This window comes from Listeria welshimeri serovar 6b str. SLCC5334, from assembly GCF_000060285.1.
GTDB lineage: Bacteria > Bacillota > Bacilli > Lactobacillales > Listeriaceae > Listeria > Listeria welshimeri.
Map to the genome: position 1 here is coordinate 1,431,719 of NC_008555.1, position 24,012 is coordinate 1,455,730.

Annotated in this window: 21 protein-coding genes and 1 riboswitch; of the genes, 4 read left to right on the top strand and 17 right to left on the bottom strand. The window is 35.5% G+C overall.

The features are described from left to right. Window positions 1–2 precede the first annotated feature (2 nt). Window positions 3–896, bottom strand: coding sequence for a UDP-N-acetylmuramate dehydrogenase (gene murB, locus LWE_RS07240; RefSeq protein ID WP_011702233.1), 894 nt, complete (start codon window positions 894–896; stop codon window positions 3–5). A 217-nt stretch (window positions 897–1,113) separates the two neighbouring features. Here murB and LWE_RS07245 point away from each other — a divergent pair, with 217 nt between their 5' ends. Beyond that, window positions 1,114–2,097, top strand: coding sequence for an ABC transporter ATP-binding protein (locus tag LWE_RS07245; RefSeq protein WP_011702234.1), 984 nt, complete (start codon window positions 1,114–1,116; stop codon window positions 2,095–2,097). Further along, complete coding sequence (locus LWE_RS07250; RefSeq protein WP_011702235.1) at window positions 2,094–3,608, top strand: ABC transporter permease/substrate-binding protein; 1,515 nt, start codon at window positions 2,094–2,096, stop codon at window positions 3,606–3,608. Before LWE_RS07245 ends, LWE_RS07250 begins: the two co-directional genes overlap by 4 nt. A gap of 40 nt (window positions 3,609–3,648) precedes the next feature. Here LWE_RS07250 and LWE_RS07255 read toward each other — a convergent pair whose 3' ends face one another. From LWE_RS07255 to LWE_RS07290, 8 genes are all read right to left on the bottom strand, one after another. After that, window positions 3,649–4,479, bottom strand: coding sequence for a hypothetical protein (locus LWE_RS07255; RefSeq protein ID WP_011702236.1), 831 nt, complete (start codon window positions 4,477–4,479; stop codon window positions 3,649–3,651). Between the two features lie 137 nt (window positions 4,480–4,616). Then, a complete protein-coding gene (locus LWE_RS07260; protein WP_011702237.1) occupies window positions 4,617–5,963 on the bottom strand; it encodes an Nramp family divalent metal transporter in 1,347 nt (448 codons plus the stop codon). Between the two features lie 112 nt (window positions 5,964–6,075). Continuing rightward, window positions 6,076–6,747, bottom strand: coding sequence for an ABC transporter permease (locus LWE_RS07265; RefSeq protein ID WP_011702238.1), 672 nt, complete (start codon window positions 6,745–6,747; stop codon window positions 6,076–6,078). Window positions 6,748–6,761: 14 nt separating this feature from the next. Continuing rightward, complete coding sequence (locus LWE_RS07270) at window positions 6,762–7,688, bottom strand: osmoprotectant ABC transporter substrate-binding protein (protein ID WP_011702239.1); 927 nt, start codon at window positions 7,686–7,688, stop codon at window positions 6,762–6,764. Between the two features lies 1 nt (window position 7,689). Further along, on the bottom strand, window positions 7,690–8,346 hold the full coding sequence (locus tag LWE_RS07275; RefSeq protein WP_011702240.1) for an ABC transporter permease: 657 nt from the start codon (window positions 8,344–8,346) through the stop codon (window positions 7,690–7,692). Between the two features lie 3 nt (window positions 8,347–8,349). Next, window positions 8,350–9,543, bottom strand: coding sequence for a betaine/proline/choline family ABC transporter ATP-binding protein (locus LWE_RS07280; protein ID WP_011702241.1), 1,194 nt, complete (start codon window positions 9,541–9,543; stop codon window positions 8,350–8,352). Window positions 9,544–9,833: 290 nt separating this feature from the next. Further along, window positions 9,834–10,394 carry an energy-coupled thiamine transporter ThiT gene (gene thiT / locus LWE_RS07285; RefSeq protein WP_011702242.1) on the bottom strand — a complete coding sequence of 187 codons (561 nt, stop codon included), beginning with the start codon at window positions 10,392–10,394 and terminating at the stop codon, window positions 9,834–9,836. Window positions 10,395–10,461: 67 nt separating this feature from the next. Then, a riboswitch (TPP riboswitch) is annotated at window positions 10,462–10,572 on the bottom strand. 69 nt (window positions 10,573–10,641) lie between these two features. Beyond that, window positions 10,642–11,025, bottom strand: a complete 384-nt coding sequence (locus LWE_RS07290; protein ID WP_011702243.1) for an MmcQ/YjbR family DNA-binding protein — start codon at window positions 11,023–11,025, stop codon at window positions 10,642–10,644. A 139-nt stretch (window positions 11,026–11,164) separates the two neighbouring features. Here LWE_RS07290 and LWE_RS07295 point away from each other — a divergent pair, with 139 nt between their 5' ends. Then, window positions 11,165–12,766, top strand: coding sequence for an ABC-F family ATP-binding cassette domain-containing protein (locus tag LWE_RS07295; protein WP_011702244.1), 1,602 nt, complete (start codon window positions 11,165–11,167; stop codon window positions 12,764–12,766). A gap of 38 nt (window positions 12,767–12,804) precedes the next feature. On the opposite strand, the gene LWE_RS07300 is transcribed toward LWE_RS07295, so the two are convergent. The 8 genes from LWE_RS07300 to LWE_RS07335 form a co-directional block, all read right to left on the bottom strand. Next, complete coding sequence (locus LWE_RS07300) at window positions 12,805–13,455, bottom strand: PMP-22/EMP/MP20 family protein (protein WP_011702245.1); 651 nt, start codon at window positions 13,453–13,455, stop codon at window positions 12,805–12,807. 52 nt (window positions 13,456–13,507) lie between these two features. Continuing rightward, on the bottom strand, window positions 13,508–14,848 hold the full coding sequence (locus tag LWE_RS07305) for a dihydrolipoyl dehydrogenase family protein (protein WP_011702246.1): 1,341 nt from the start codon (window positions 14,846–14,848) through the stop codon (window positions 13,508–13,510). 87 nt (window positions 14,849–14,935) lie between these two features. After that, window positions 14,936–16,603: a ribonuclease J gene (locus LWE_RS07310; protein ID WP_011702247.1), complete on the bottom strand. Its 1,668-nt coding sequence runs from the start codon at window positions 16,601–16,603 to the stop codon at window positions 14,936–14,938. 19 nt (window positions 16,604–16,622) lie between these two features. Continuing rightward, window positions 16,623–17,504 (bottom strand): 4-hydroxy-tetrahydrodipicolinate synthase, encoded by an 882-nt coding sequence (gene dapA / locus LWE_RS07315; protein ID WP_011702248.1) that lies wholly within the window; start codon window positions 17,502–17,504, stop codon window positions 16,623–16,625. Between the two features lie 14 nt (window positions 17,505–17,518). Continuing rightward, entirely contained in the window at window positions 17,519–18,730 is a 1,212-nt protein-coding gene (gene dapG, locus LWE_RS07320; protein WP_011702249.1) for an aspartate kinase, read from the bottom strand. A gap of 11 nt (window positions 18,731–18,741) precedes the next feature. Then, a complete protein-coding gene (locus tag LWE_RS07325; RefSeq protein WP_011702250.1) occupies window positions 18,742–19,785 on the bottom strand; it encodes an aspartate-semialdehyde dehydrogenase in 1,044 nt (347 codons plus the stop codon). A 198-nt stretch (window positions 19,786–19,983) separates the two neighbouring features. Further along, window positions 19,984–22,149: a peptidoglycan D,D-transpeptidase FtsI family protein gene (locus LWE_RS07330; protein WP_011702251.1), complete on the bottom strand. Its 2,166-nt coding sequence runs from the start codon at window positions 22,147–22,149 to the stop codon at window positions 19,984–19,986. Window positions 22,150–22,278: 129 nt separating this feature from the next. Then, window positions 22,279–22,887 carry a superoxide dismutase gene (locus LWE_RS07335; protein ID WP_011702252.1) on the bottom strand — a complete coding sequence of 203 codons (609 nt, stop codon included), beginning with the start codon at window positions 22,885–22,887 and terminating at the stop codon, window positions 22,279–22,281. A gap of 306 nt (window positions 22,888–23,193) precedes the next feature. Here LWE_RS07335 and LWE_RS07340 point away from each other — a divergent pair, with 306 nt between their 5' ends. Further along, entirely contained in the window at window positions 23,194–23,994 is an 801-nt protein-coding gene (locus tag LWE_RS07340; RefSeq protein ID WP_011702253.1) for a DUF1189 domain-containing protein, read from the top strand. Window positions 23,995–24,012 lie beyond the last annotated feature (18 nt).

The window sequence follows — 24,012 nt, forward strand, 5'->3', positions numbered from 1 at the left end:
TACTAATCTTCCCCTATTATTTTAACTTCTGTTTCCAACTCCACATCAAATTTTTCACGGACCGTTTGTTGCACATGAGCAATTAAATTCATATAATCAGTAGCTGTTGCATTACCTATATTAACAATAAAACCAGCATGTTTTAAGGAAACTTGTGCTCCTCCGATTATATGTCCTTGTAATCCGCTATCCTGAATCAATTTACCAGCAAAATGACCTGGTGGGCGTTTAAAAACACTACCACAAGAAGGATATTCTAAAGGTTGTTTTGATTCTCTTGCAGCTGTAAGTTCGTCCATTTTTGCTTGAATAATGTTTTTATCTTCTAGTTCTAAGGAAAAAGTGGCATCTAAAACGATATAATTTTTTTCTGCAATAGTACTAAAACGATAAGCTGCTTTTAACTCTGAACGTTTGAGTTTCTTTAATTCTCCATATGGAGTTAAAACTGTTGCTGCTTCAAGCACGTCACTAATTTCTCCACCGTAAGCTCCTGCATTCATATGTAATGCTCCTCCAATAGAACCAGGAATACCACAAGCAAATTCAAGACCACTCAAACTTTCACCAAGCGCAAATTTTGCCGTATCTATTAATTTAGCACCACTCATTGCAATTATTTGTGTGTTTTTCCGTTCAATAGTTTGGAGTAAGTCAAGATGGACAATCACACCACGAATACCACCATCTTTAATAATTAAGTTAGAGCCATTACCAAGAACAGTAAGAGGAATAGTATTTTGATAACAATAAGAGACGATTTCTTGTGTCTCTTCTATTGATTTTGGCATAACGAATATATCCGCGTTTCCACCTGTTTTTGTATAGGTATATTTAGATAAGGGTTCATTTAATTTAATCGAAATATGAGGAAATTGTTTTTGTAAGTTGTTCATTATTTATTTCAAACCTTTCATGGATGTAATTTTAAAAAATCATTTCCTTTATTTTATCATGGAACCTCTCTTTTACAAAGAAATCCTGAGTTTTTTTATCAAATTAGGAATATTTAGTAAGAATTTAGGGTAATTGGATTGTATGTTCTTGAGATTTAAAATTAATAATGTTATTATTTAGAACATACATTCGATTAAATAGGAAAGGGATGAAAAAATGATTCGTTTTGATAATGTATCCAAAAAATATGATGCCGATAAAACAGCTGTAAATAATGTGACATTGGACATAAAAGATGGTGAATTTTTCGTTTTCATCGGACCAAGTGGTTGCGGGAAAACAACAACTTTAAAAATGATTAATCGCTTGATTCCTCTTACAACAGGAACCATTTATATTAATGAAAAGCGAATTAGTGATTATGATATTCATGAACTACGTTGGGATATCGGTTATGTTTTACAGCAAATTGCACTTTTTCCACATATGACAATTGAAGAAAATATTGCCATCGTACCAGAACTAAAGAAATGGAGCAAAGAAAAAATTCATGACCGTATCACAGAATTATTAGATAGTGTTGGATTAGATCCAGAAAGCTATCGTAATCGTAAACCAGCTGAGCTTTCAGGTGGAGAACAACAACGTGTTGGTGTAGTTCGCGCCCTTGCAGCTGATCCAGGTATTATTCTTATGGATGAACCTTTTAGTGCACTTGACCCTATTTCCCGTCAACGATTGCAGCAAGATATCTCTTCGCTTCAAAAGAAAATCAAAAAAACAATTGTGTTTGTTACACATGATATGCAAGAAGCTCTAGCCTTAGGAGACCGCATTTGTGTGATGCAAGGTGGAGAAATTGTCCAAGTAGCAACACCTCAAGAAATTATTAAAAATCCTGAAAATGATTTTGTTAAAGACTTTTTAGCTTCCGGACATGCGTTTAATACACCAATTTTAGAATCAAACTTTATAGTTAATGATTTAATTAAAGCTGATTTGTTTTATGGTTATCAAACGAGTGATGGTACTCTAGGGATTTCTTCCAAAGAACCTGTTGAAAATCTCGTACGCCGAATTGCCGAAGAACAGTCTATACCTGTGATGGATGAAAATGGGAATTTCATTGGCACGATTACTAATAAACATGTCATGCAATTTTTAGCGCGTCATTTAGAAAGTTCGGGTGAGCTTGTATGAATACAATACTAGATACATTTGCCGTCCGTAAAGATGAACTGTTCACTGCTTTAGTACAGCATATTCAAATTTCGTTTGTATCACTGTTTATTGCTGTGTTAATTGCCCTACCTCTTGGAATTTATTTAACAAGACATAAGCGACTTGCTGAACCAATTATTCAAGTAGCTGCTATTTTCCAAACAATACCGTCCCTTGCTCTACTAGGATTATTAATTCCTTTAGTTGGTATTGGAATAGTTCCAGCGATTATCGCGCTTGTTATTTATGCTCTTTTACCTATTTTAAGAAATACATATACTGGGATAAAAGAAGTCGATCCGGCCCTTGTGGAAGCTTCACGTGCAATGGGAATGAACAAATGGAAAAGATTATATAAAGTACAACTACCCTTAGCAATGCCAGTTATTATGGCAGGTATACGTACGGCGATGGTTTTAATTATCGGAACTGCGACACTTGCTGCACTAATTGGCGCTGGAGGTCTTGGGGACTTAATTTTACTAGGAATTGACCGAAACGATAATAGTTTAATTTTACTTGGTGCTATTCCAGCAGCTTTATTAGCTATTTTGTTTGATTTTCTGTTACGCTTTCTTGAAAAAGCATCATTTAAAAGTACGATTATCACCATTTCTGCGGGGATTTTACTAACTGCAGCAATCATTGTTGTTCCTTATTTTGCTTCTGATAAAAAAGAAATTACGATTGCAGGGAAATTAGGAGCAGAACCAGAAATTTTAATTAATATGTACAAGTTGGTTATTGAAGATGAAACAGATTTAAAAGTCAATGTGAAACCTAATATGGGTAAAACGAGTTTTGTATTTAATGCTTTAAAATCAGGTGATATCGATATTTACCCAGAATTCACTGGAACTGTATTAGAAACCTTCTTAAAAGAAAATGCAAAAACTCATGATCCAGAAAAAGTTTATAACCAAGCGCGTGACGGTCTTGCAAAAGATTTTGATATGACGTTCTTGAAACCGATGAAATATAACAACACCTATGCACTTGCTGTTTCTCCTGAATTTGCCAAAGAAAATAATTTAGAGAAAATATCTGATTTAGGTCCATTAGCAGATCAAGTAAAAGCTGGGTTCACACTTGAGTTTAAAGACCGTTCAGATGGTTATAAAGGTATCCAAGATAAATATGGACTTACATTCTCGAACTTGAAGACGATGGAACCTAAACTTCGCTATAATGCGATTAAATCTGGAGATATCAATTTGTTAGATGCTTATTCTACAGATAGTGAATTGGCCCAATACAAATTGAAAGTACTTGAAGATGATCAACAACTCTTCCCTCCTTATCAAGGCGCACCTCTTATGTTGACGAAGACATTAGATAAATATCCTGAGCTGAAAAAACCATTAAATAAACTTGCTGGGAAAATTACTGATGACGAAATGCGTAAATTAAACTATGAAGTAAATGTAAATGGTAAATCAGCTTATACTGTTGCTAAAGATTATTTACAGGATCAAGGAATCATTAAATAAAGAAGAAGCTAGGTGGTGTATAAACCACTTAGCTTCTTTTTTATTGTCTGATTAAATTTTTAACTTTATTAATGTTAGGTTTGTAGAAGCGACAATGTGTTTCAAACTCTTTGTTGAATTCATTAGCTCGTTGGGTTAATGATTGCTCATGATCAAGCATTAAGCCTTCTTCTAGAAGTGGTCTAAGAGATATGATTTGGTCAAAAACGAGACCAGCATTTGTATCACTGAGAACAGATACTATTTTCCCAAGTGCTTTTTGTTTTTCTGTCGGCAATTCTTTTTGATGTAGATGGAACCACTTCGCTAATTGTTTGCGGTTTTTTCTAGTAGCTTCTAAATAAATGCTTTGTGCATAAGCTGCTTTTGCAAATGCAATAGATAGAGCTTCAGCAGATTCCCAATCCTCTTCCAAAATCTCTCCTTGCATTTTGATTTTTTGGTTGAGCAAAGTAATATCTTCTTGATAAACATCCATTTTGCGCTGTTGTTGTTTATAAACCTCCATCGCTAAATTAAGTTCATCAATAGTTGGCTGCATTTTTTCACCGAAAATGGTGTTATCATTTAAAATTAATTGAGTTTGTTCGATTTTTTCCGCAATAATGCTATCGCGTTCTTTCACTACATGCGCACGTTTTCCTAAGTATTCAAAATAAAAATTATATTTTTGAATAAGATTAACTACCGCTTCTGCTTCTTTCATAGTGGCCGATTCTTCATTTGACTTTAATACTGTTACGCCAGCTACTTTACTTAATTTCGTATAAATAATAATTGTGAAAACTTCTCCGTCTAAATTGATTGTGTACGGGAGTGTATGTTGCTGTTCTAAAAGCCTTTTATGTTGTTTTAATAGTTTATCCGTCATCGTTAATCAACACCTTTACTACGCCATTAGTATTATATAATTCAATTATATAGTATAAAGATGAAAATTTCGAGGGAAAGAAATGAGAAAATTATTTTTAATTGTTTACATAATATAATTATTGTCCTCTTAGGATTTTATAATGTGGTGATTGTATAAAATAGCAAATAAATATTTAGTATTGCAATGAAAATAGCGACCGCCCAAGAGATGATTTTCAACCATGATGGGTTAACAAATTCGCCCATTTTTTCCTTATCACTTGTGAACATAACTAATGGAATAACCGCAAAGGATAATTGCATGGAAAGAATAACTTGGCTAAAAATAAGAAGTTCATTTATTCCATTTGCTCCATATAAGGCTGTAATGATTACTGCTGGAACAATTGCTAATACACGCGTTAACAAACGTCTTACTACTGGTTTTAAACGGATATTTAAAAATCCTTCCATAACAATTTGTCCGGCAAGTGTGCCTGTTAAGGTTGAGTTTTGACCAGAAGCAAGTAGTGCTACCGCGAATACTGTGCTGGCAATGCTACTCCCAAGTGTTGGGTTAAGTAATTTATAGGCATCTTCAATCCCGGCTACATTATGCTGTCCTGTCGTATAAAAAGCCGCAGCTGCTAAAATTAAAATGGATGCATTAATTAGTAGAGCAATAGTTAAAGAAAAAGTAGAATCGATAAATGAAAAACGAATCGCCTCTTTCTTCCCTTCTTTTGTTCGAGCATATTGCCTTGTTTGAACGATGGAAGAATGCAAATATAAATTATGAGGCATTACTGTCGCCCCAAGAATACCAAGCGCGATATAAAGCATTGCTGGATTAGTTACGATTTCTGATTGTGGAATGAATCCTTTGGCAATGGCTTGCATATCAGGATGGGACATCACCATTTCTGCTCCAAAACATACGAGAATTGTAACCATTAGTGTAATGACAATAACTTCTATGTAGCGGAAACCCTTATGCTGTAAGAATAACACGAGAAAAATATCTAATGCTGTAATACAAACGCCCCAAATTAACGGAATTCCAAATAGTAAATTAAGCGCAATTGCACTACCTATCACTTCAGCAATGTCTGTTGCAATAATTGCCAATTCAGCCAAAATCCATAGAACAAAGCCAAATGGTTTTGAAAAATGGTCACTTGATGCTTGAGCTAAATCGCGACCTGTAACGATACCTAATTTTGATGCAAGTGATTGTAATAACACAGCTAAAATATTAGAAATTAAAATAACCGATAATAATGTATAACCGAACTCTGATCCCCCAGCAATAGATGTTGCCCAGTTTCCTGGATCGACATACCCTACTGCAATCAGTGCACCTGGCCCCATAAAGGCAAATAATTTCCGGAAGAATTTTGCGTTTTTAGGAATAGCTACTGAATTATTTACTTCACTTAAGCTGGGAGCATTTTGTGCTTTTCTCCAGCTTTGTTTTGTGCGTTCTGTTTTTTCCTTTTTCATGCTCCCTGACCTTCTTTCGTTTATGGTAAAAAGTTTACTACGGGAAACATTCTTTGTCAAATGAAAAACACAACCATTTTGTGAAGATAATTGGTTGTGTTTTCAAAGATTATTATAAAGCTTCGGTAAGTGTTTTTCTTTTGTTTTTAACTGGATTTAACGTACGTTCGACCCAACCTAGTAATACATCTGCTAGAATAGCCATGACTGCTGTTGGGATTGCACCAGCTAGAATGATTGCAGTACCATTAGTTGCATTGGTTCCGCGGACAATAATATCTCCCAGCCCCCCTGCACCAACGAATGTACCTATTGCAGCAACACCAATAGCAATAACAAGGGCATTTCGAATTCCTGCCATAATAACTGATAATGCAAGTGGCATTTCGATTAAACGAAGAACTTGCCATTTTGTCATTCCCATTGCTTTGCCAGATTCAAGGAGTGCTCCATCGACGTTTCTAATACCTGTGTAGGTGTTTTTAAGAATTGGTAATAAAGAATACAGGAATAACGATAAAACGACTGTATTCGTCCCTAAGCCCATAATAAGCATAAGTACAGCTAACATAGCTAGTGCTGGAATGGTTTGTATAATATTAGCGATTTGAATTACCCAACCAGCTAAGCGTTTTTTCCTAGCAATGTATACTCCGAGTGGTATTGCGATGATTGCAGCGAAGATTACTCCATAAGCGCTCATCAAGAAATGCCGCCAGAACTCTTCCATGACATAACTTCCATTTGTTTGATAATAATCAATTAACTGTTTTAATGTGTCCATCTTTTGGCACCTCCTTAGTTTTTACCTTCAAAGTAATTATTTTTTTCTAGGAATTCTTGCGCTACAATGGATGGTTCTTTTAACTCGCCATCTGATTGATAATTAAGTTTTTGCATTTCTTCTGTAGAAATTTTACCTTTTAATTTATTGATAGTTGTTTTTAATTCAGGATGTTTCTTTAAAATTTCATCTGTTGCTAAAGCAGAAGCATCATATGGTGGGAAGAATTTTTTATCGTCTTTTAATAATTTTAAATTATAAGTTGGAATACGACCATCTGTAGAATAACCAAGCGCCACATCCATTTGATTATTTTTAAGTGCGGTATAAATTAAGCCAATTTGCATTGGGAAGATTTTTTTGAACTCGATATCATATGCTTTTGAGAATGCTTTGTAGCCATCTCCTTCGCGTTCCATCCAAGAATTATCCACTCCAGCAGTAAGCTCGTTTTCCACTTTTCTCATATCACTAACAGTATTTAAATTGTATTTTTTAGCAGTATCTTGTCGTACCATAAATACATAAGTGTTAGCAAAGCCGTAAGAATCAAACCAGGTTTGATGGAAACGTTCTTCAAAGCCTTTTTTAACTGCTGCTAATGCTTTTTCTGGATCTTTAATAGCTTCTTCACCTAGTGGCCCAACTAAGTCAGTTCCAGTGTATCTTGTCGCAGTAATATCTACATCACCATTTAACATAGCTTGGTGTTGTACAATAGTCGATCCAAGATTATTAACGATTTCTACTTTTAAACCGGTATCATGTTCGATTAATTGTTTTAAAATATTAGAAACGATCTGTGATTCCGTTGTGGCCATTGCACCTATGCGGATTGTATCTTTGGAACTCCCTCCAAGTCCTGGTAAAGAACAACTAGACAAGAAAAGAGAACTAGTTAGTAGTAATACGCTGAATAAAGCGATAAATTTTTTCTTCATGCTATTCTCCCCCTTCCCGAGCTTCGCGGATGGCTTTTGGAGTTAAGCGATATTCTAATTTTCCAAGCGCGAATTCTACTATAAGGGCTAAAATGGTTACTGGAATTGCTCCCCCGAGAATTAAATCAGGGCGGTATAAGTTTAAGCCGTTAAAAATAAAGTCTCCAAGTCCCCCAGCTCCAATGTAAGAAGCAAGCGTTGCCCAAGCGATAACATATACTGCTGATAAACGAATACCAGCCATAATAACTGATATGGAGTTAGGAATTTCCACATTAACTATGAGTTGCCAATTCGTCATTCCCATGCCTCTACCAGATTCAATTAAATTTTTATCGACCCCTCTAACACCAATAAAAGTGTTACGTAAGATTGGTAAAAGTGCATAAATAAATAGCGCTATAATTGCCGGTAACGTACCAACGCCAAGTAATGGAATAATAAACGCCAAAATGGCAAGTGACGGAACCGTTTGAAGCACACTCACTACGCCAATGACAAAATTTGCCACTTTAGGTGAACGTGTCAGTAAAATTCCGGCGGGTACAGCAACTGCGATACCTAAAATAACAGCAGATAAGGAGATGAAAAGATGTTGCCATGTTTGAACAAGCAAGTTATGGCCGTTTTCTTGAAAAAATGTAACTATTGCGTCCATAACTTATCCCTCCTGCTTCATTTCTGGTTCTGTCATTTCGGAATCCGCTTGTTCCTCCTGGTTTTCTGTCACATCATCTACAGTGCCCCAAATGGAATCATAAACGATATCTACCAAACTGGCACGGGTTACAATCCCGACAAGACGTTTATCCTTATCAACTACAGGAATATATTTATAACCACGTTTTAAAATACGTTGTACTGTATCTCGCAGTAACGTATCTTCATACACATAAAAGACATTTTTCTCAATAATATCCATTACAGAAGTTGCAGTACGACGATTTAAATCTATTTGTTCTACGTCAATAAAGCCTTTTAATACATTCCCTTCGTCGACTACAAGTAATGTATCCACTCGTTTTTCTTTCATGACGGTAATAGCTGCTTGAAGTGATTTGTCGGCTGTAATAGAAACCGGGTTGGTATTCATGATTTGAGCTACCTGCGTTACATCCGGTTTCGCTTCAATTAAACGATCTTTACCGATAAAATCTTCAACAAACGAATTCGCTGGATTACGCAAAATTTCATCTGGTGTATCAAATTGAACGATTTCACCAGCTTTCATAATAACAATACGATCTGCAAGTTTTATTGCTTCATCCATATCATGAGTAACGAAAATGATAGTTTTGCCAAGTTCTTTTTGTAAATTTTTGAATTCTTCTTGAAGTGAGTCACGCGTGATTGGATCTAATGCTCCGAATGGTTCATCCATTAAAATCAAATTTTGTTCTGCGGCAAGCGCCCTAAGAACTCCAATACGTTGTTGTTGTCCACCACTTAATTCATATGGATAGCGATCTAAGAATTCTTCTGGTAAATCAACTAATTTAATTAATTCTTTAGCGCGTTCTTGTTTTTTCTCTTCAGACCATTTAAGTAATTTTGGTACGAGGACGATATTTTCTCGAATCGTCATATGTGGCATTAAGCCAATTTGTTGAATGACATATCCAATAGAGCGTCTTAATTTTACAGGATCTTCCGCCATGATGTCTTTATCATTAATAAATATTTTTCCTTCTGTTGGCTCAATAAGTCGGTTAATCATCTTCATTGTTGTAGTTTTCCCACAACCACTTGGACCGATAAAACAAACAAATTCCCCTTTATCGATGTTAAGAGTTAGATCATTAACGGCTTTTTTGCCCCCTTTATAAGTCTTCGTTACGTGTTCAAATTTTAACACGCTTATACACCTCCATTTTTCTTTACCACTGTCAAAAAATTGACAATCGATAAATCTTTTCCCTAACCAGTAAAGTTTTAAACTTTTTAAATACAAAAAAACAGCCTAAAGACAGTGTTGCATTCAAACGGAAGTTACTAAACAAGATGGTTTCGTACTTATGGCACGTGTGACATCGATGCTAAACTTGTAATCGTGAAAATGAGCATTGTAATAAGCTGCAATATAGTATTTATTTCATTATAACACACTTAAAAAGGCCCAAAAGCAATTGCTTCTGGACCTTGTGGTTATTTTGGTAAGAATAATTTTGGTGAGGTTTTCAGTAATATCGAAATGATAATACCCGAAACAACGACAGTACCAAGACAGCTTGCCCCGTTCATCACAATGGAGAATAATTGAGCGCCCCAACCTTTGAAAGCATATGCGCCCCAGAATAACACACCTGCAACATAATGCCAAAAATATCTAGCTACTCCTCCAATAATCATAGTCCCCCATGCCCACTGAATCGCTTCTTTTAGTTTGTTTGCAGCTAAATTAATTCGAACCTGTTTACTAAATACACCACTAAATGCAATGAAACTGAATGCTAAAATATATTCAATAATTGCTTGAGATGGCATTAGAATATAAGCTTTACCTGTTAAAAAATGTAACAATCCCCATAAAAGCCCCGCGAATCCAGCCGCCCAAAAGCCTCGTCTAATAGCAATAACATACATTGGAATCATTCCAAGTGAAATGGAGAAACTGGATCCAATGTCTAACGGGATAAAACTTAGTACCATTGCAACTGCTGCAAAAATAGCACATTCTAGTAAAATAATTAATCGTTTGTTTTGCATAAAAAATAAACTCCCCTCTTCTTTTTGGTCAAAAACGTACCCCAGAAGAAAGCAGTTTCTATCGTTAGAAATGCAATCGCCACAATCCCTACGCTCGTATTAACGAACAGGTTCAAAGGGTCAGAATCCAAAAACATACGGATTCAATCTCAGCTAAGAAGCCCCCCCTGTGGTAACGTCTATGAAATTATCGTACATCAATTATTATAGCATGAGATGATTTTTTGTAAAGAATTATTTGTTTTCATTAGTCATTAGTGGAAAATTTAACGGTATATTGTGCTTTTTTTGGAAGTTTGTCAAAAATGAGCTGATAACTATTTTGAATTAACGCCATTTCTATTTTAGGTTCCACATCATATTTTTCGTTTATCACTAAAGTTATCCAATGTTTTTTATTCAAATGATATCCAGGTATTATACTCTGATATTCATCGCGTAATTGATCAATTTTTTCTGGTTGGCATTTAACACTTACGAATAAATCACCATGATACATATGAATAAGCGCAAAAATTTTACCACCAATAGTTAAAGCGTGCATTTTATTGTCAAAAGGAAAAGTTTCTTTAGCACCTTGTAAAGTTAGACAAAGCGCGACTTTTTCTTGTAAAGTTTGCTCGTAATTCATCGGTTTCTCCCCCTTATCTTCCTATTATAACATTTATTTATGCGTGTATGCTTTCTTTGCTACACTAACCATGTTAAAATAGTAGTAATTGTGCTTTTTCTGATTTCAAGAAGAAGTAACTTAGTATTGGAGGAAGAAAATGTTAACTGTAAATAATGTTGGCTTACGCTACGGCGATAAAAAGCTATTTGAAGATGTTTCGATTAAATTTTTACCAGGGAACTGTTATGGGCTTATTGGAGCAAACGGTGCTGGTAAATCAACGTTCCTAAAAGTGCTTTCTGGCGAGCTTGATTCACAAAGTGGTAATGTGCATATTGGTTCAGGTGAGCGTCTAGCTGTCCTTCGCCAAGATCATTTCCAGTATGATGATGAACTCGTACTCAACACGGTAATTATGGGACATGAACGTCTATATAAAATTATGGACGAAAAAAATGCCATTTATATGAAAGAAGATTTTAGTGATGCAGATGGTATTCGTGCTGCCGAACTAGAAGGTGAATTTGCTGAATTAGATGGTTGGGAAGCAGAATCAGACGCTGCTGTTTTATTAAACGGTTTAGGTATCCCTACTGACTTGCACGGAAAACTAATGAAAGATTTAACTGGTGGAGAAAAAGTAAAAGTGCTACTTGCGCAAGCTTTATTCGGTAAACCAGATATCTTACTTCTGGATGAGCCTACTAACCACCTTGACATTCGTGCCATTCATTGGTTAGAAGAATTTTTAATTAACTTTGATAATACTGTTATCGTTGTATCCCATGATCGTCATTTCTTGAATAAAGTATGTACTCATATTGCGGATCTTGATTTTAGTAAAATTAAATTATATGTTGGTAACTATGATTTCTGGTATGAATCTAGTCAATTAGCTCAAACAATGATGGGCGATCGTAATAAGAAAAAAGAAGAAAAAATGAAAGAACTACAAGACTTTATTGCCAGATTTAGTGCGAACGCATCAAAATCTAAACAAGCAACAAGTCGTAAAAAAATGCTCGAAAAAATCACACTGGAAGATATTCAACCTTCTAGTCGTCGTTACCCTTTTATTCAGTTTAAACCGGATCGTGAAGTTGGGAATGACCTTCTGACAGTGACCAATTTGTCAAAAACAATTGATGGCGTGAAGATACTTGATAATCTTTCTTTCTCTATTAATCGTAATGACAAAGTTGCTTTAGTTGGCGATGATGAAGTTGCTAAAACAGTTCTTTTCCAAATTTTGGCTGGTGAAATGGAACCTGATGAAGGTAGTTATAAATGGGGTATCACAACAAGCCAAAGTTATTTCCCTAAAGATAACTCAGAATTCTTTGAGGAAAACGACATGAGTCTTGTAGAATGGTTACGTCAATTCTCTCCAGAAGATGATAGTGAAGCATTCTTACGCGGATTCCTTGGCCGTATGCTATTCAGTGGTGATGAAGTACTTAAAAAAGTACGCGTCCTATCTGGTGGAGAGAAAGTTCGTTGTATGTTATCAAAAATGATGCTTTCTGGTTCTAACGTCCTTTTACTAGATGAACCTACTAACCACTTGGATTTAGAGTCTATCACAGCCTTAAATAACGGTCTTGAATCATTTAAAGGTGCCATGATTTTTGCTTCTCATGACCATCAGTTACTACAAACAATTGCAACTCGTATTATTAACTTATCTAAAGATCAATTTTATAATAAAGAAATTTCTTATGATGAATATCTAAAAGAAGTTATGAATGTTGCTGAATAAGCAAAAAAACAATATCCCATTAGCGGGATATTGTTTTTTTATTTAAGTTCGATTTTGCCTGTTTCAGTTGTGATTGGTGTGGAAGAATCTGTTAAATAACTTAGGAAGCTATAAGAAATCCATGTAATATCAGAGGCTTTATCTAATTTTTCAACAGGAAAAACGATTTTTCCTTTGGCTGTTTCACCTGGCTTGATGGTCGTCGTTTCAAAATCTGATAAAACAGCATCTCCTCCATTTATATCAATTTTATTTGCTTCAAGTTGTCCTTGATTTGGATAAGTTTCAAGGTCTTTAGTGGCGTTATTAGTGATTTCGAGTTCTAACGTAATACTTCCAGGAACTGACTTACGTTCTAATGTAGAATAAGTATCTTTCTTTTCGACCGTGACAGAGGTGATTTTTTTCTTAATATTATCTGAGGAATCTTCATATTTTACTTGGTACTTTTTTGTTTCTTCAGCAGATGCTGGACTTGCATTTTTAGAAGAATAATTGAAGATATCATTTTGGACTTGTTGATAATGAACAAAACTAACGATGATACCAATAATAGAACCAACCAATAATAACATTCCAGCGCTTGTCAAAATTGCGCCGATTTTTCGTTTGGCTGGAAAAAATAAAATAACGATACCAGCGATAAAAATTAAGAAAGCACATATTCCGGCAATAATCCAAATTTCCATCTAATTTGCTCCTTTTATGCGAATTTCTACCCAACTATAACATATTTAGCATTTAGTTCAAAGCAGTTAAGTCACTTGCTGGGGAAGGATAAGCAAATATAACAGAATTTAAATCAGCTAAAGTTAAGCTTGCTTTCATTAATATAGCGATATAATTTATCATATAATCTGCTTCTTCACTAAGAAAGTGAGCACCTCTTATTTGACCAGTTTCTCTATCCTCAATTATTTTTGCGAGTGCTAATTGTTCGTTTGTGCGTTTATAAGTATACCAATTAGTTGTGTCATGGCTTTTAATTTGATATTTCTCAGGATTAGCTTTGGCTTCCTCCATACTAATACCTATACTTGCAAGTTTTGGACTTGTAAAAACAACACTTGGAATGGCAGGATAATTAATTTTTTCATCTTTACCTAAAATATTCTTCGCGACCAGAAGAGCTTCCATACTGACAACTGGTGTTAGAGGAGCACCTTTTGAAGCAGCGACGTCTCCACAAGCATATATATGCTCATTATTAACTGTTTGCATTTTTTCATTCACAGTGATGCCTTTTTTAGTATAGTCAATATTAGCTTTTTCTAATGCTAAATGTGCAATATTTGGAGTTCTTCCTGTCGCGCCTATAATTAAATCCGTGTTTAAAGAGAAATTGTTTTTTCCATCAATATGAAGTTTTCCATTATTTTTTACAATTTTAGTAATATCTATATCGAAATGAAAATGAACTCCTTCTTCTTTCATGTTAGAAACTAATGCAGCGACAAAGTCAGGATCGAATTTCTTTAACGGCTCACTGTTGTGATGGATTATATGCACCTCTCTTCCGGCTGCTAAAGCAATTGAAGCAAATTCAAAGGAAATATAACCACCGCCAATAAAAACAACAGATTCAGGTAACTCTTTAAGCGATAAAAAATCATCACTGTTTTGAATATATTCTTGACCTTCTACTTTTAAGCTACTTGGAACCGCGCCCGTTGCGATGACAATTTTTTCTGCATTAAGTAAATCCTTTCCAACTTGCAAAGTATGTGAATCTTGAAAAATTGCTTGACCGAAAAAAGTTTCGATTCCAGCTTCTTGAAAACTTTCTAAACGACTTTCAGGTACATCCTCTACAAATGTTTCTTTAAAAGCCATTAAATCTTGCCAGCTGATTGATGCAGCTTGTTTAATTCCTTTGCCGCGTAGTCTTGTTGAGAGATTTCTAGCTTCAGCTGCACCGATAAGTACTTTTTTTGGATCACAGCCTCTTAGGACACATGTTCCACCCCAACTACGTTCCTCTATAATGGCTACTTTTAATCCAGCAGCCTGTGCTTCAAAAGCAACAGTTGTTCCGCTTGCACCACTTCCGATTATAACAACATCATATGTATATTCTGTCATTTGAATCACTCCTTCCTAGCTTGTTTTCCCGTCTATTTTACTTTTAAACGAAAAAACTGCCACACAAATGTGCAGCAGTTCATTTTTTTATACTTCCATAATAATTGGTAATATCATTGGACGACGTTTTGTTTGTTCAAATAAGTAACGATTTAATTGATCCCGAATGTCTTGTTTTAATTTCGCCCATTCAAAACCTGTTTCTTGTAGATTTTTTTCCACGATTTTTGTGACAACTTTGGACGATTCTTCAATTAAATGCTCTGATTCACGAACATAGATAAATCCACGTGAAATGATTTCAGGGCCGGAAGTAATTGTTTTAGTTTTACGATTAAGTGTAACCACTACGATAAAAATACCATCTTCTGAAAGTAATTTACGGTCGCGAAGTACGATGTTTCCAACGTCTCCTACCCCTAAACCGTCAATTAAAGTATTTCCCGAATAAACACGATTTCCAGCTGTCATTTTATCATTTTTAAATTCTAAAATTTCGCCTTTACCAACGATGAATACTTCTGATTTTGCCATTCCAACTTCATGTGCTAATTTAGCATGGCTAATTAACATCCGGTATTCCCCGTGAACTGGCACGAAGTATCTTGGTTTTAATAAGTTAATCATTAATTTCAAGTCTTCTTGGCTTGCGTGCCCAGAAATGAAAAGATTATTGCTCATTGTTAATACTTTTGCACCAGCTTTATAGAGCATATCAATGGTTTTCGCCATCATCGTTTCAAGTGATGGCGATGGCGTTGTTGTAATATAAACTGTGTCGCCAGGTTTGATATTAAGTTGTGGATGATTACCTTTTGTCATTAATTGAAGTGACTGGATTGGTTCACCCAGATTTCCCGTTTCGATAATTGTAATTTCATCATCGTTATATTTTTTAAGGTCTTTTAATGGCACCATTAAATCTTCTTCAATCTCGATTTTTCCTAAACTACCCGCAATTTCAAATACACGTTCTAGTTCTTTACCAACTATAGCTACTTTTCGCTTCGTTGCTACGGAGGCATCGAGCACTTGTTGTAGACGAATTAAATTAGATGCAACACAAGCAACAATTATTCTACCATCTGCCATTCTAAAAGCATGTCTAATTTCTTCTTCAATTAAGCTATCACTAGAGGTAGTTCCAGGATGCTCAGCTTCTGAACTATCAGAAAGTAATGCTAATACTCCTTTTTCGCCAAATTCAGCAATATGACTTAAATCAGAAGCGTATCCATCTTTTGCTGATTGGTCGAATTTAAAATCACCCGTATAAATGATAGATCCTTCACTTGTTTCAAGTACAATCCCTACAGAATCAGGAATAGTGTGTGTTGTACGGAAGAAAGAGACATCAATTTTAGAAAATGATAAAGTTGTATCGGAATCTACTATATGGAAATTTTTAAAGCGTAGTTTGCGATGCTCTTTAAGCGCTGATTTGGCTAGCGCGATGGTTAATTCTGTACCATAAACAGGCGCTTTAATTTTTTGAAGTAAATAAGGCAGTGCGCCGATTGCATCTTCATGACCATGTGTTAAGAAAATTGCTTTTACCCGGTCTTTGTTTTCCTCTAAATATTTAAAATCTGGAATAACGATATCAATTCCTAATAATTCGTTTTCTGGAAACATTAAGCCCGCATCTAAAATAAAAATATCTTCGTCTATTTCTACTACATATAAATTTTTACCACTTTCATCGACACCGCCGAGTGGAATGATTTTTATGTTTTTCGCTTTTTTTATTGTCAAAGCGTAGACCTCCTTTGAACTATTTAGAAAGTCCTTCTAATATAGCTTGTAATTTCGTTCCTTGTTCAGCATTTAAATCAACTAGTGGCAGCCGTACAGGTCCAACACTAATTCCTTGCTGATTTAATAAATATTTCGTAGGTGCTGGGTTTGGTACAGCGAAAAGTCCATTCATAATTGGAAGTAACGAACGATGTATGCTTGCTGCTTTTTGAACCTCTCCACGCGCAAATGCTTGAATCATCTCTTGCATTTCTTTTCCTACTACATGACTTGCAACGGAAATAACTCCATCTCCCCCAACAGCCAAAATTGGTAAAGTCAAACTGTCATCCCCACTGTAAACGAGAAAATCTTCTGGAGTTTCAGCGATAATTTTACTTATATTATCTAGGTTGCCACTTGATTCTTTGACACCAACAATATTCGGTAGTTTTGCTAGACGAATAATTGTTTCTGGTTCGATGTTGACAACACTACGCCCAGGAATATTGTAAATAACTACTGGTAAATCAGAAGCTTCTGCAACAGCAACAAAGTGAGCATATAAACCATCTTGATTAGGTTTATTGTAATACGGGGCTACGACAAGGACTGCATCAATGCCACCGAGTTCTGCCACTTCTTTAGTAAATGCGATTGTTTCTGCGGTATTATTAGAACCAGTGCCTGCGATTAATTTAGCGCGTCCTGCATTAGTTTCTATTACTTGACGGAATAATTTTATTTTTTCATCATGTGACAAAGTGGGAGATTCGCCAGTAGTACCAGCGACAACTAGACCATCTGAGCCATTTGCTATTAAGTGATTCACGAGATGGTGAATTCTTTTTTTGCATACTTTATCTTTTTCTGGGTGAATTGGCGTCACCATTGCTGTAATTACTTTCCCTAAATCCATCTTTCATTTCCTCCTTACTTAATTTCCAAACAAAATACGTCATGTAGAGCATTCACTGCTGAAATTAAGTCTTCTTCTCTTACTAATACCCAAATAGTTGTATGACTATCCGCTGATTGTAAAATTGGTATATTTTTTTCGGATAAAGCTCCTACGATTTTAGCTGTTACACCAGGAACTCCGGTAATTCCAGCGCCAACTATAGAAACTTTTGCACAATTTTCTCGTACATTGGTTTGTAAATCAGCTTCTTCTAAAAGTAGTTTAACAACGAGACGTTTTTCTTCTGGAACTGTAAAAATTACAGAATCGGTTAAAATATTGATAAAATCAAGGCTAATTCCAGCATCTGCTAAAATTTTAAAAGCTTGTTGTTGCGCTTTTACAGTATCTGTTTTGACAGAAATTTGTGTTAAATTTGTAACGTGCGCAACTCCGGTCACCATGCGCTCTTTTACATCAAAATGACCTAATTCATCTGCTACTGATGTAACAAGTGTTCCAGTACTTTCTAAATAAGTGGAACGAATTCGCATTGGTATTTTGGCAGTCATAGCAATTTCAACTGCGCGCGGATGAATGACTTTGGCTCCTTGGTAAGCCATGTTGCTTACTTCATTATAACTAACTCGTGGAAGTGAACGTGCATGTTCCACAATACGTGGATCTGCAGTCATCATACCATCTACATCGGTAAAGATATCGATATAATCTGCTTGTAATGATACACCAAGAGCCGCAGCTGAGGTATCACTACCACCGCGACCAAGTGTAGTGATATCGCCATTTTTAGCCTTACCTTGAAATCCTGCTACAACAGCCACATCAAGCGTTTTAAGTGCTGTTTTTAAACGACTTGTGTCGACTTCAGTGATTTTTGCATTTAAATGATGGTTAGACGTAATAATTCCTGCTTGACCGCCTGAAAATGCTTCTGCTTTAATATCTGCTTCTTTCAACATATTGGTAAATACGGAAGCAGATATTGTTTCACCTACAGAAAGCAACGTATCTTGCTCTCTAGGAGTTAATTTAGTGTCCTTAGCACCTATGAGTTCTAAAAGAGTATCTGTTGCATATGGGTCGCCGTAACGTCCGATAGCAGATACAACTACAACTACTTTATAGCCATCTTTAAGTGCATGTTTGATATGGTTAAATGCCATTAAACGAATTTTTTCATTTTGGACGGATGTACCGCCGAATTTTTGAACGATGATTTTCATTTCTTACACCTCTAAATAATTGCTAGTTTGACTAAGCTTTCAGCAATTTGAATCGAATTCCATGCAGCACCTTTGAGTAGATTATCAGATACAATCCACATGTGGAAACCTTTGGAATCGTCAATGTCAGAACGAACTCGGCCGACAAATACTTCTTTTTTGCCAGCTGCTTGGATAGCTTGCGGATAAATCTGATTTGCTGGATCATCTTCAAGAATAACCCCAGGAGCTTTTTTTAAGACGTTTTGAATGTCTTTAGCTTGGACTCCTTCTTTATCAATTTCCACGTAAACACTTTCAGAATGTCCACTCACTACCGGAATCCGTACACAAGTAGCAGAAACTTTGATTGTATCATCTTCCATGATTTTTTTCGTTTCATTGATCATTTTCATCTCTTCATATGTATAATCATTTTCTGTGAAAACATCAATTTGTGGTAAAGCATTAAATGCAATTGGATAGTGTTTTTTATCGCCTTTTACTGGCATAATTTCTGGAGTAAATTCTTTGTTATCTAAAACAGCTCTGCTACCATCTTGCAATTCTTTGATAGCACTAACACCTGAACCTGAAACGGCTTGATAAGTAGATACAATAATACGGTTTAAACCATAAGCTTCTCGAATCGGTTCGAGTGCTGCAACCATTTGAATGGTAGAGCAGTTTGGATTAGCGATAATCCCCTTATGTGAAAAGAGTGCTTTTTCATTTACTTCTGGGACAACGAGTGGAACTGTAGGATCCATCCGATAAGCACTGGTATTATCTATTACAATAGCTCCACGTTTTACTGCTTCTTTAGCGAGCGCTTTGGAAACAGATCCTCCTGCACTAAACAATGCAATATCTACTCCTTCAAAACTTTCCGGTGTAGCTTCTTGGATAGTAATTTCTTCACCACGGAAGGATAATTTTTTTCCAGCAGAACGGATAGAAGACAAGAATGAAACTTGCTTTATCTTAAAAGTCGCCGCCTCTTCTAGTAATTCAATCATTTGGGTACCAACAGCACCAGTAGCACCTACAACTGCGACATGATAGCTTTTTGTCATAGTTTACAATTCCTCCTTCAATTTAATCCTCGTCTCTCTGCTTTAAAACAGAAATCTGGTTAATTTTACACTTACTTTATCATACCATAAACTAAGTCATTTCGCAGTTTTTTATATGTATTAATAACCATTTTTTAAATTGTTTATTAGTTAGAAATACAAAAACCCACATTCTTATGAAAGAATGTGGGTTTTTGGTTAATTTTTTGTTTGCTCAGATTGAGCTTTAGCTGCTGCATCTTTATTGTTTATGGGTTGCTCTACTTTAGAAGCATCTTTATTGGATTTTGCACGTTCTTTTTTTAGCTCAAAATATTTATCGAATACTTCTTTAGAAATATTCATATTTGTTTTATGGTCAGTTCCATACGGACGATAAGCCCATGGAACAACAACTGATATGGCGATTTCAGGTTTCTTGACTGGAGCGTAACCTACGAAAGTTGTATTCCAAACGCTAGCCATTTTATTACCTTCTTTTGGACCGTCATAAAAGGCATCGGCAGTACCAGTTTTCCCAGCTACATCATATTCACTGGAAGTAAATACTGTTCTAGCTGTACCGGTTGAACCATGTGTTACTTCATAAAATCCTTGTTGAACGGTTTTCATATCACTTTCAGAAACGCCGATTTTATTTAGTACTTTCGGTTTGTTTGCTGTAGCTAATGTGCCTACAGAGTCTCCGTTCGTACTTGGATTTCTTATTTCTTTTACCATACTTGGTGCAATTCTAGAACCACCATTAGCAATTGTAGAAGCATATTGCGCCATTTGAAGAGGTGTATATGAATCATATTGGCCAATCGCGAAATCGAGAATTTTACCGATTGTTTGGTCGTCACCTTTATATCCAACTTGTTCTCCTGGAAGGTCAATACCAGTTTTAACGCCAAGACCAAATTGATTATAGTAGTAACGCATATCATCAAAAGTGCTAAGTGGTGCTCTCAGTGGACCATTTGGTACGTATTTCGCGCCACCCATTTTCATAGCTACTTGATACATGTAAGAGTTAGAAGAAATTTCTAATGCGCCAACCGGGTCAAGTGGTCTGTTACCAGCTCCGGTTCTATTAAACCAAGAACTTTTTGCTTGAGTACCTTTAAATTTAATTGGTTGGTCGGTTAAAACAGTGCTATTAGTTATAGCCCCGTCCATAATACCACCAAGAATAGTAGATCCTTTGACAGCAGAGCCCATAGCATAAGCTGTTGTGAAAGTTCCTAAAGAGTAATCTTCAAACTTTCCTTTATTATTTAATTTCTGACCAGCAAGTGCAAGGACTTCTCCCGAATAAGGATCCATAGCAACAACAAAGGCACGGTCAAATAAATCAGAACCACCATATTGTTTTCCTTGAGAAATATTTTTACGTAAAATTTCTTCGACAGCTTTTTGGAATTCAACATCTACGGAAAGAACTAAATCTTTTCCTTTCGAACCTTCGTATTTGCTAACTGTTTCAATGATGTTCCCTTTAGAATCAAGTACACTTTCTGATTGAGATTTTGATCCTGCTAGAACGCTTTCGTATTGTGCTTCTAAATAACTTTTACCAACACGGTCATTTCGGCTATAGCCTTGTGATAAATAATACTCGGCTTTGTCTTTTGGAAGACCTTCTTTTGCACTTGAAACGGAACCTAAAATCGAACGTAAAGTTTCATCATAAGTATAATAGCGATTCCAGTCCGTTGTTGTATCAACACCTGGTAGGCTATCCATATTTTCACTTACACGAGCGATTTCTTCATCTGTCACATCTTTATTTTTGATAACAGATTCCGTCATAGCATACCCAGTTGTCATTTTTTTATAGATAGTTGCTACTTTTAAGTCCTCTTTTGATAGACTTGCGATGTCTTCTTTTGTTACTTTATCCACTTGGATTTTGTATGCTTTAGAAGAATCAAGTGCTTGTTCTTTAGCTGAAAGACGACTTAAAGATTCTGTTTGATGGGTTAAGATCCAGTAATCTTTTAAATCTCTATCTGTTAGTTTTTCTGGCTCAACGGTGATTAATTTTTCTAAAGTTTGCGCTACATGAAGTGTTTCAGAAGTTTCGGTTTGTTGACTTCTAGTGTAAGTAATAGATTTAACAGCTGAATTGCCAACTAACAAATTATAATTACGATCATAAATACTACCACGTGGTACATTCTTCGAGACAGTAACATTATCTGTTTCTTCTAATTGACGTTTGTACGTATCCCCTTGCACGATTTGAACAATTCCAAGGCGCAAAATTAACACGGAAAATAGTATGAAAATAATAAAGAATAAAATATTTAAACGTAGTGGAATGATGGCGCGTTTCTTCTTAGTGGAATCTTTTTTCTTTTTTCTAAAATTTAGTTTCACGCATAGTTACCTCACTTTTCAATAATACCTTTCCTTATTGTAGCTGAAAAAACATCATTTTTCCACTGTAAGTTGATTAGAAATTCATTAGAAATAAAAAAAGACCCACCTCAGTGAGTCTTTTTGTTATTATTTAGCTGCGTCAAAGCGTTTGTTAGCTTCATCCCAGTTAATTACATTCCAAAATGTGTCGATGTATTCAGGACGACGGTTTTGGAATTTTAGGTAGTAAGCATGTTCCCAAACATCTAGACCTAATACAGGCGTTTTGCCATCACTAAGTGGAGAATCTTGGTTTGCTGTAGAAACGATTTCTAATTTACCGTTGTTTACTACTAGCCAAGCCCAACCAGAACCGAAACGTGCTGCAGCTGCAGCGTTAAATTTTTCTTTGAATTCGTCAAATGTGCCAAATTCGCTTTCAATTGCTGCTTTTAAGTTACCAGTTGGAGCACCGCCACCATTTGGGCTAAGGATAGACCAGAATAAAGTATGGTTAGCATGACCGCCACCGTGATTACGGACAGCGCCGCGAATATCTTCAGGAACGCTATCTAAGTTAGCAACTAACTCTTCGACAGGTTTGCTTGCTAATTCTGGATGGTTAGCAACTGCTTCATTTAATTTAGTTACATAAGTATTGTGGTGCTTTGTATAGTGAATTTCCATTGTTTCTTTATCAAAATTCGGCTCCAAAGCATCATAAGTATAAGGTAATTTAGGTAATTCGTAAGTCATTAAAAATTCCTCCTTGAATTGGTTTTATTTTATGTGAAAAGAAATTACGTATAAGGCAAAAGTTTCATGTCCTATTTCAATAGAACTAAAATTCACCTTAAAAAAAGTTTCTCTTTACACCATTTAGCCTACCACGCCCTAGAAAAGCTTGCAATTTTTCTGCTCAGTGATGTTTCAATATTGATTTTGCAATCATTTCAAGCTATGATTAAGTCTAAGTGGAAAAAGTGCTCTCTTTTACACATACATGTATCTTTTTCCCGAAAATGAATAAGTTAAACCATTAGGTGAGGTGTTGAAAAAAGAATGAATATTTTTAAACGCTTCTGGAAGAGCCTATATTCCCCTGCGGATATAGCATCGTTTCGAAATGATAAAATCAGAAAAAGTATTGTTTACATTATTGTTTTATCATTTGTAACCTTTCTTCCATTGGCATACTTTACAAACGTTACTACAAAAAATGCGCTTAAAGTTGGCGAAGAAACAATCACAAAAGAAATTCCTGATTTTAATGTGAAGGATGGCAAATTAGTTCTAACAGATGATTCAGTGAAAAACATTCCTATCTCTATTGATCAAGATCAACTACATATTTACTTTGATGCTTCTGGGACTCTTGATAAAGATGATGTAGATAATAAAATAGCTTCTTATGATAGTGCAGTAGCTTTTCTTTCTGATAGTATTTACTTCACTGCTGCAGGCGTATCACAGTCCATTAGTTATGACACTGCTGGAATTAGTAATAAAGCAGATTTAGTTGATTTATATACATCGATTGAGTCACTGGCTAAATACTTTATTCCAATTGCGTTACTTATACTTTTCCTCTTTACTCTTGGGTCTATTTTCTTCCGAGTAGCGCTTTATTCATTATTTGGATTTATCCTTTCTGGTTTTGGACGCACTGGCATTTCTTTCCGTCAAAACTGGATGATGGCTTCCTACAGTATTACACTTGCTGCTGTTTTTACAATGGTAATGGAAGCACTTCAAGTAGTTGTACCGTTTGGAATGGAAATAAATATGGTTGTTAGTATGATCTTTGTTTTCCTTGCGATACGAACTATTCCACCAAGCGAACCCACTATTTTAGAAAAATAAAACTGAACCACTTGTACT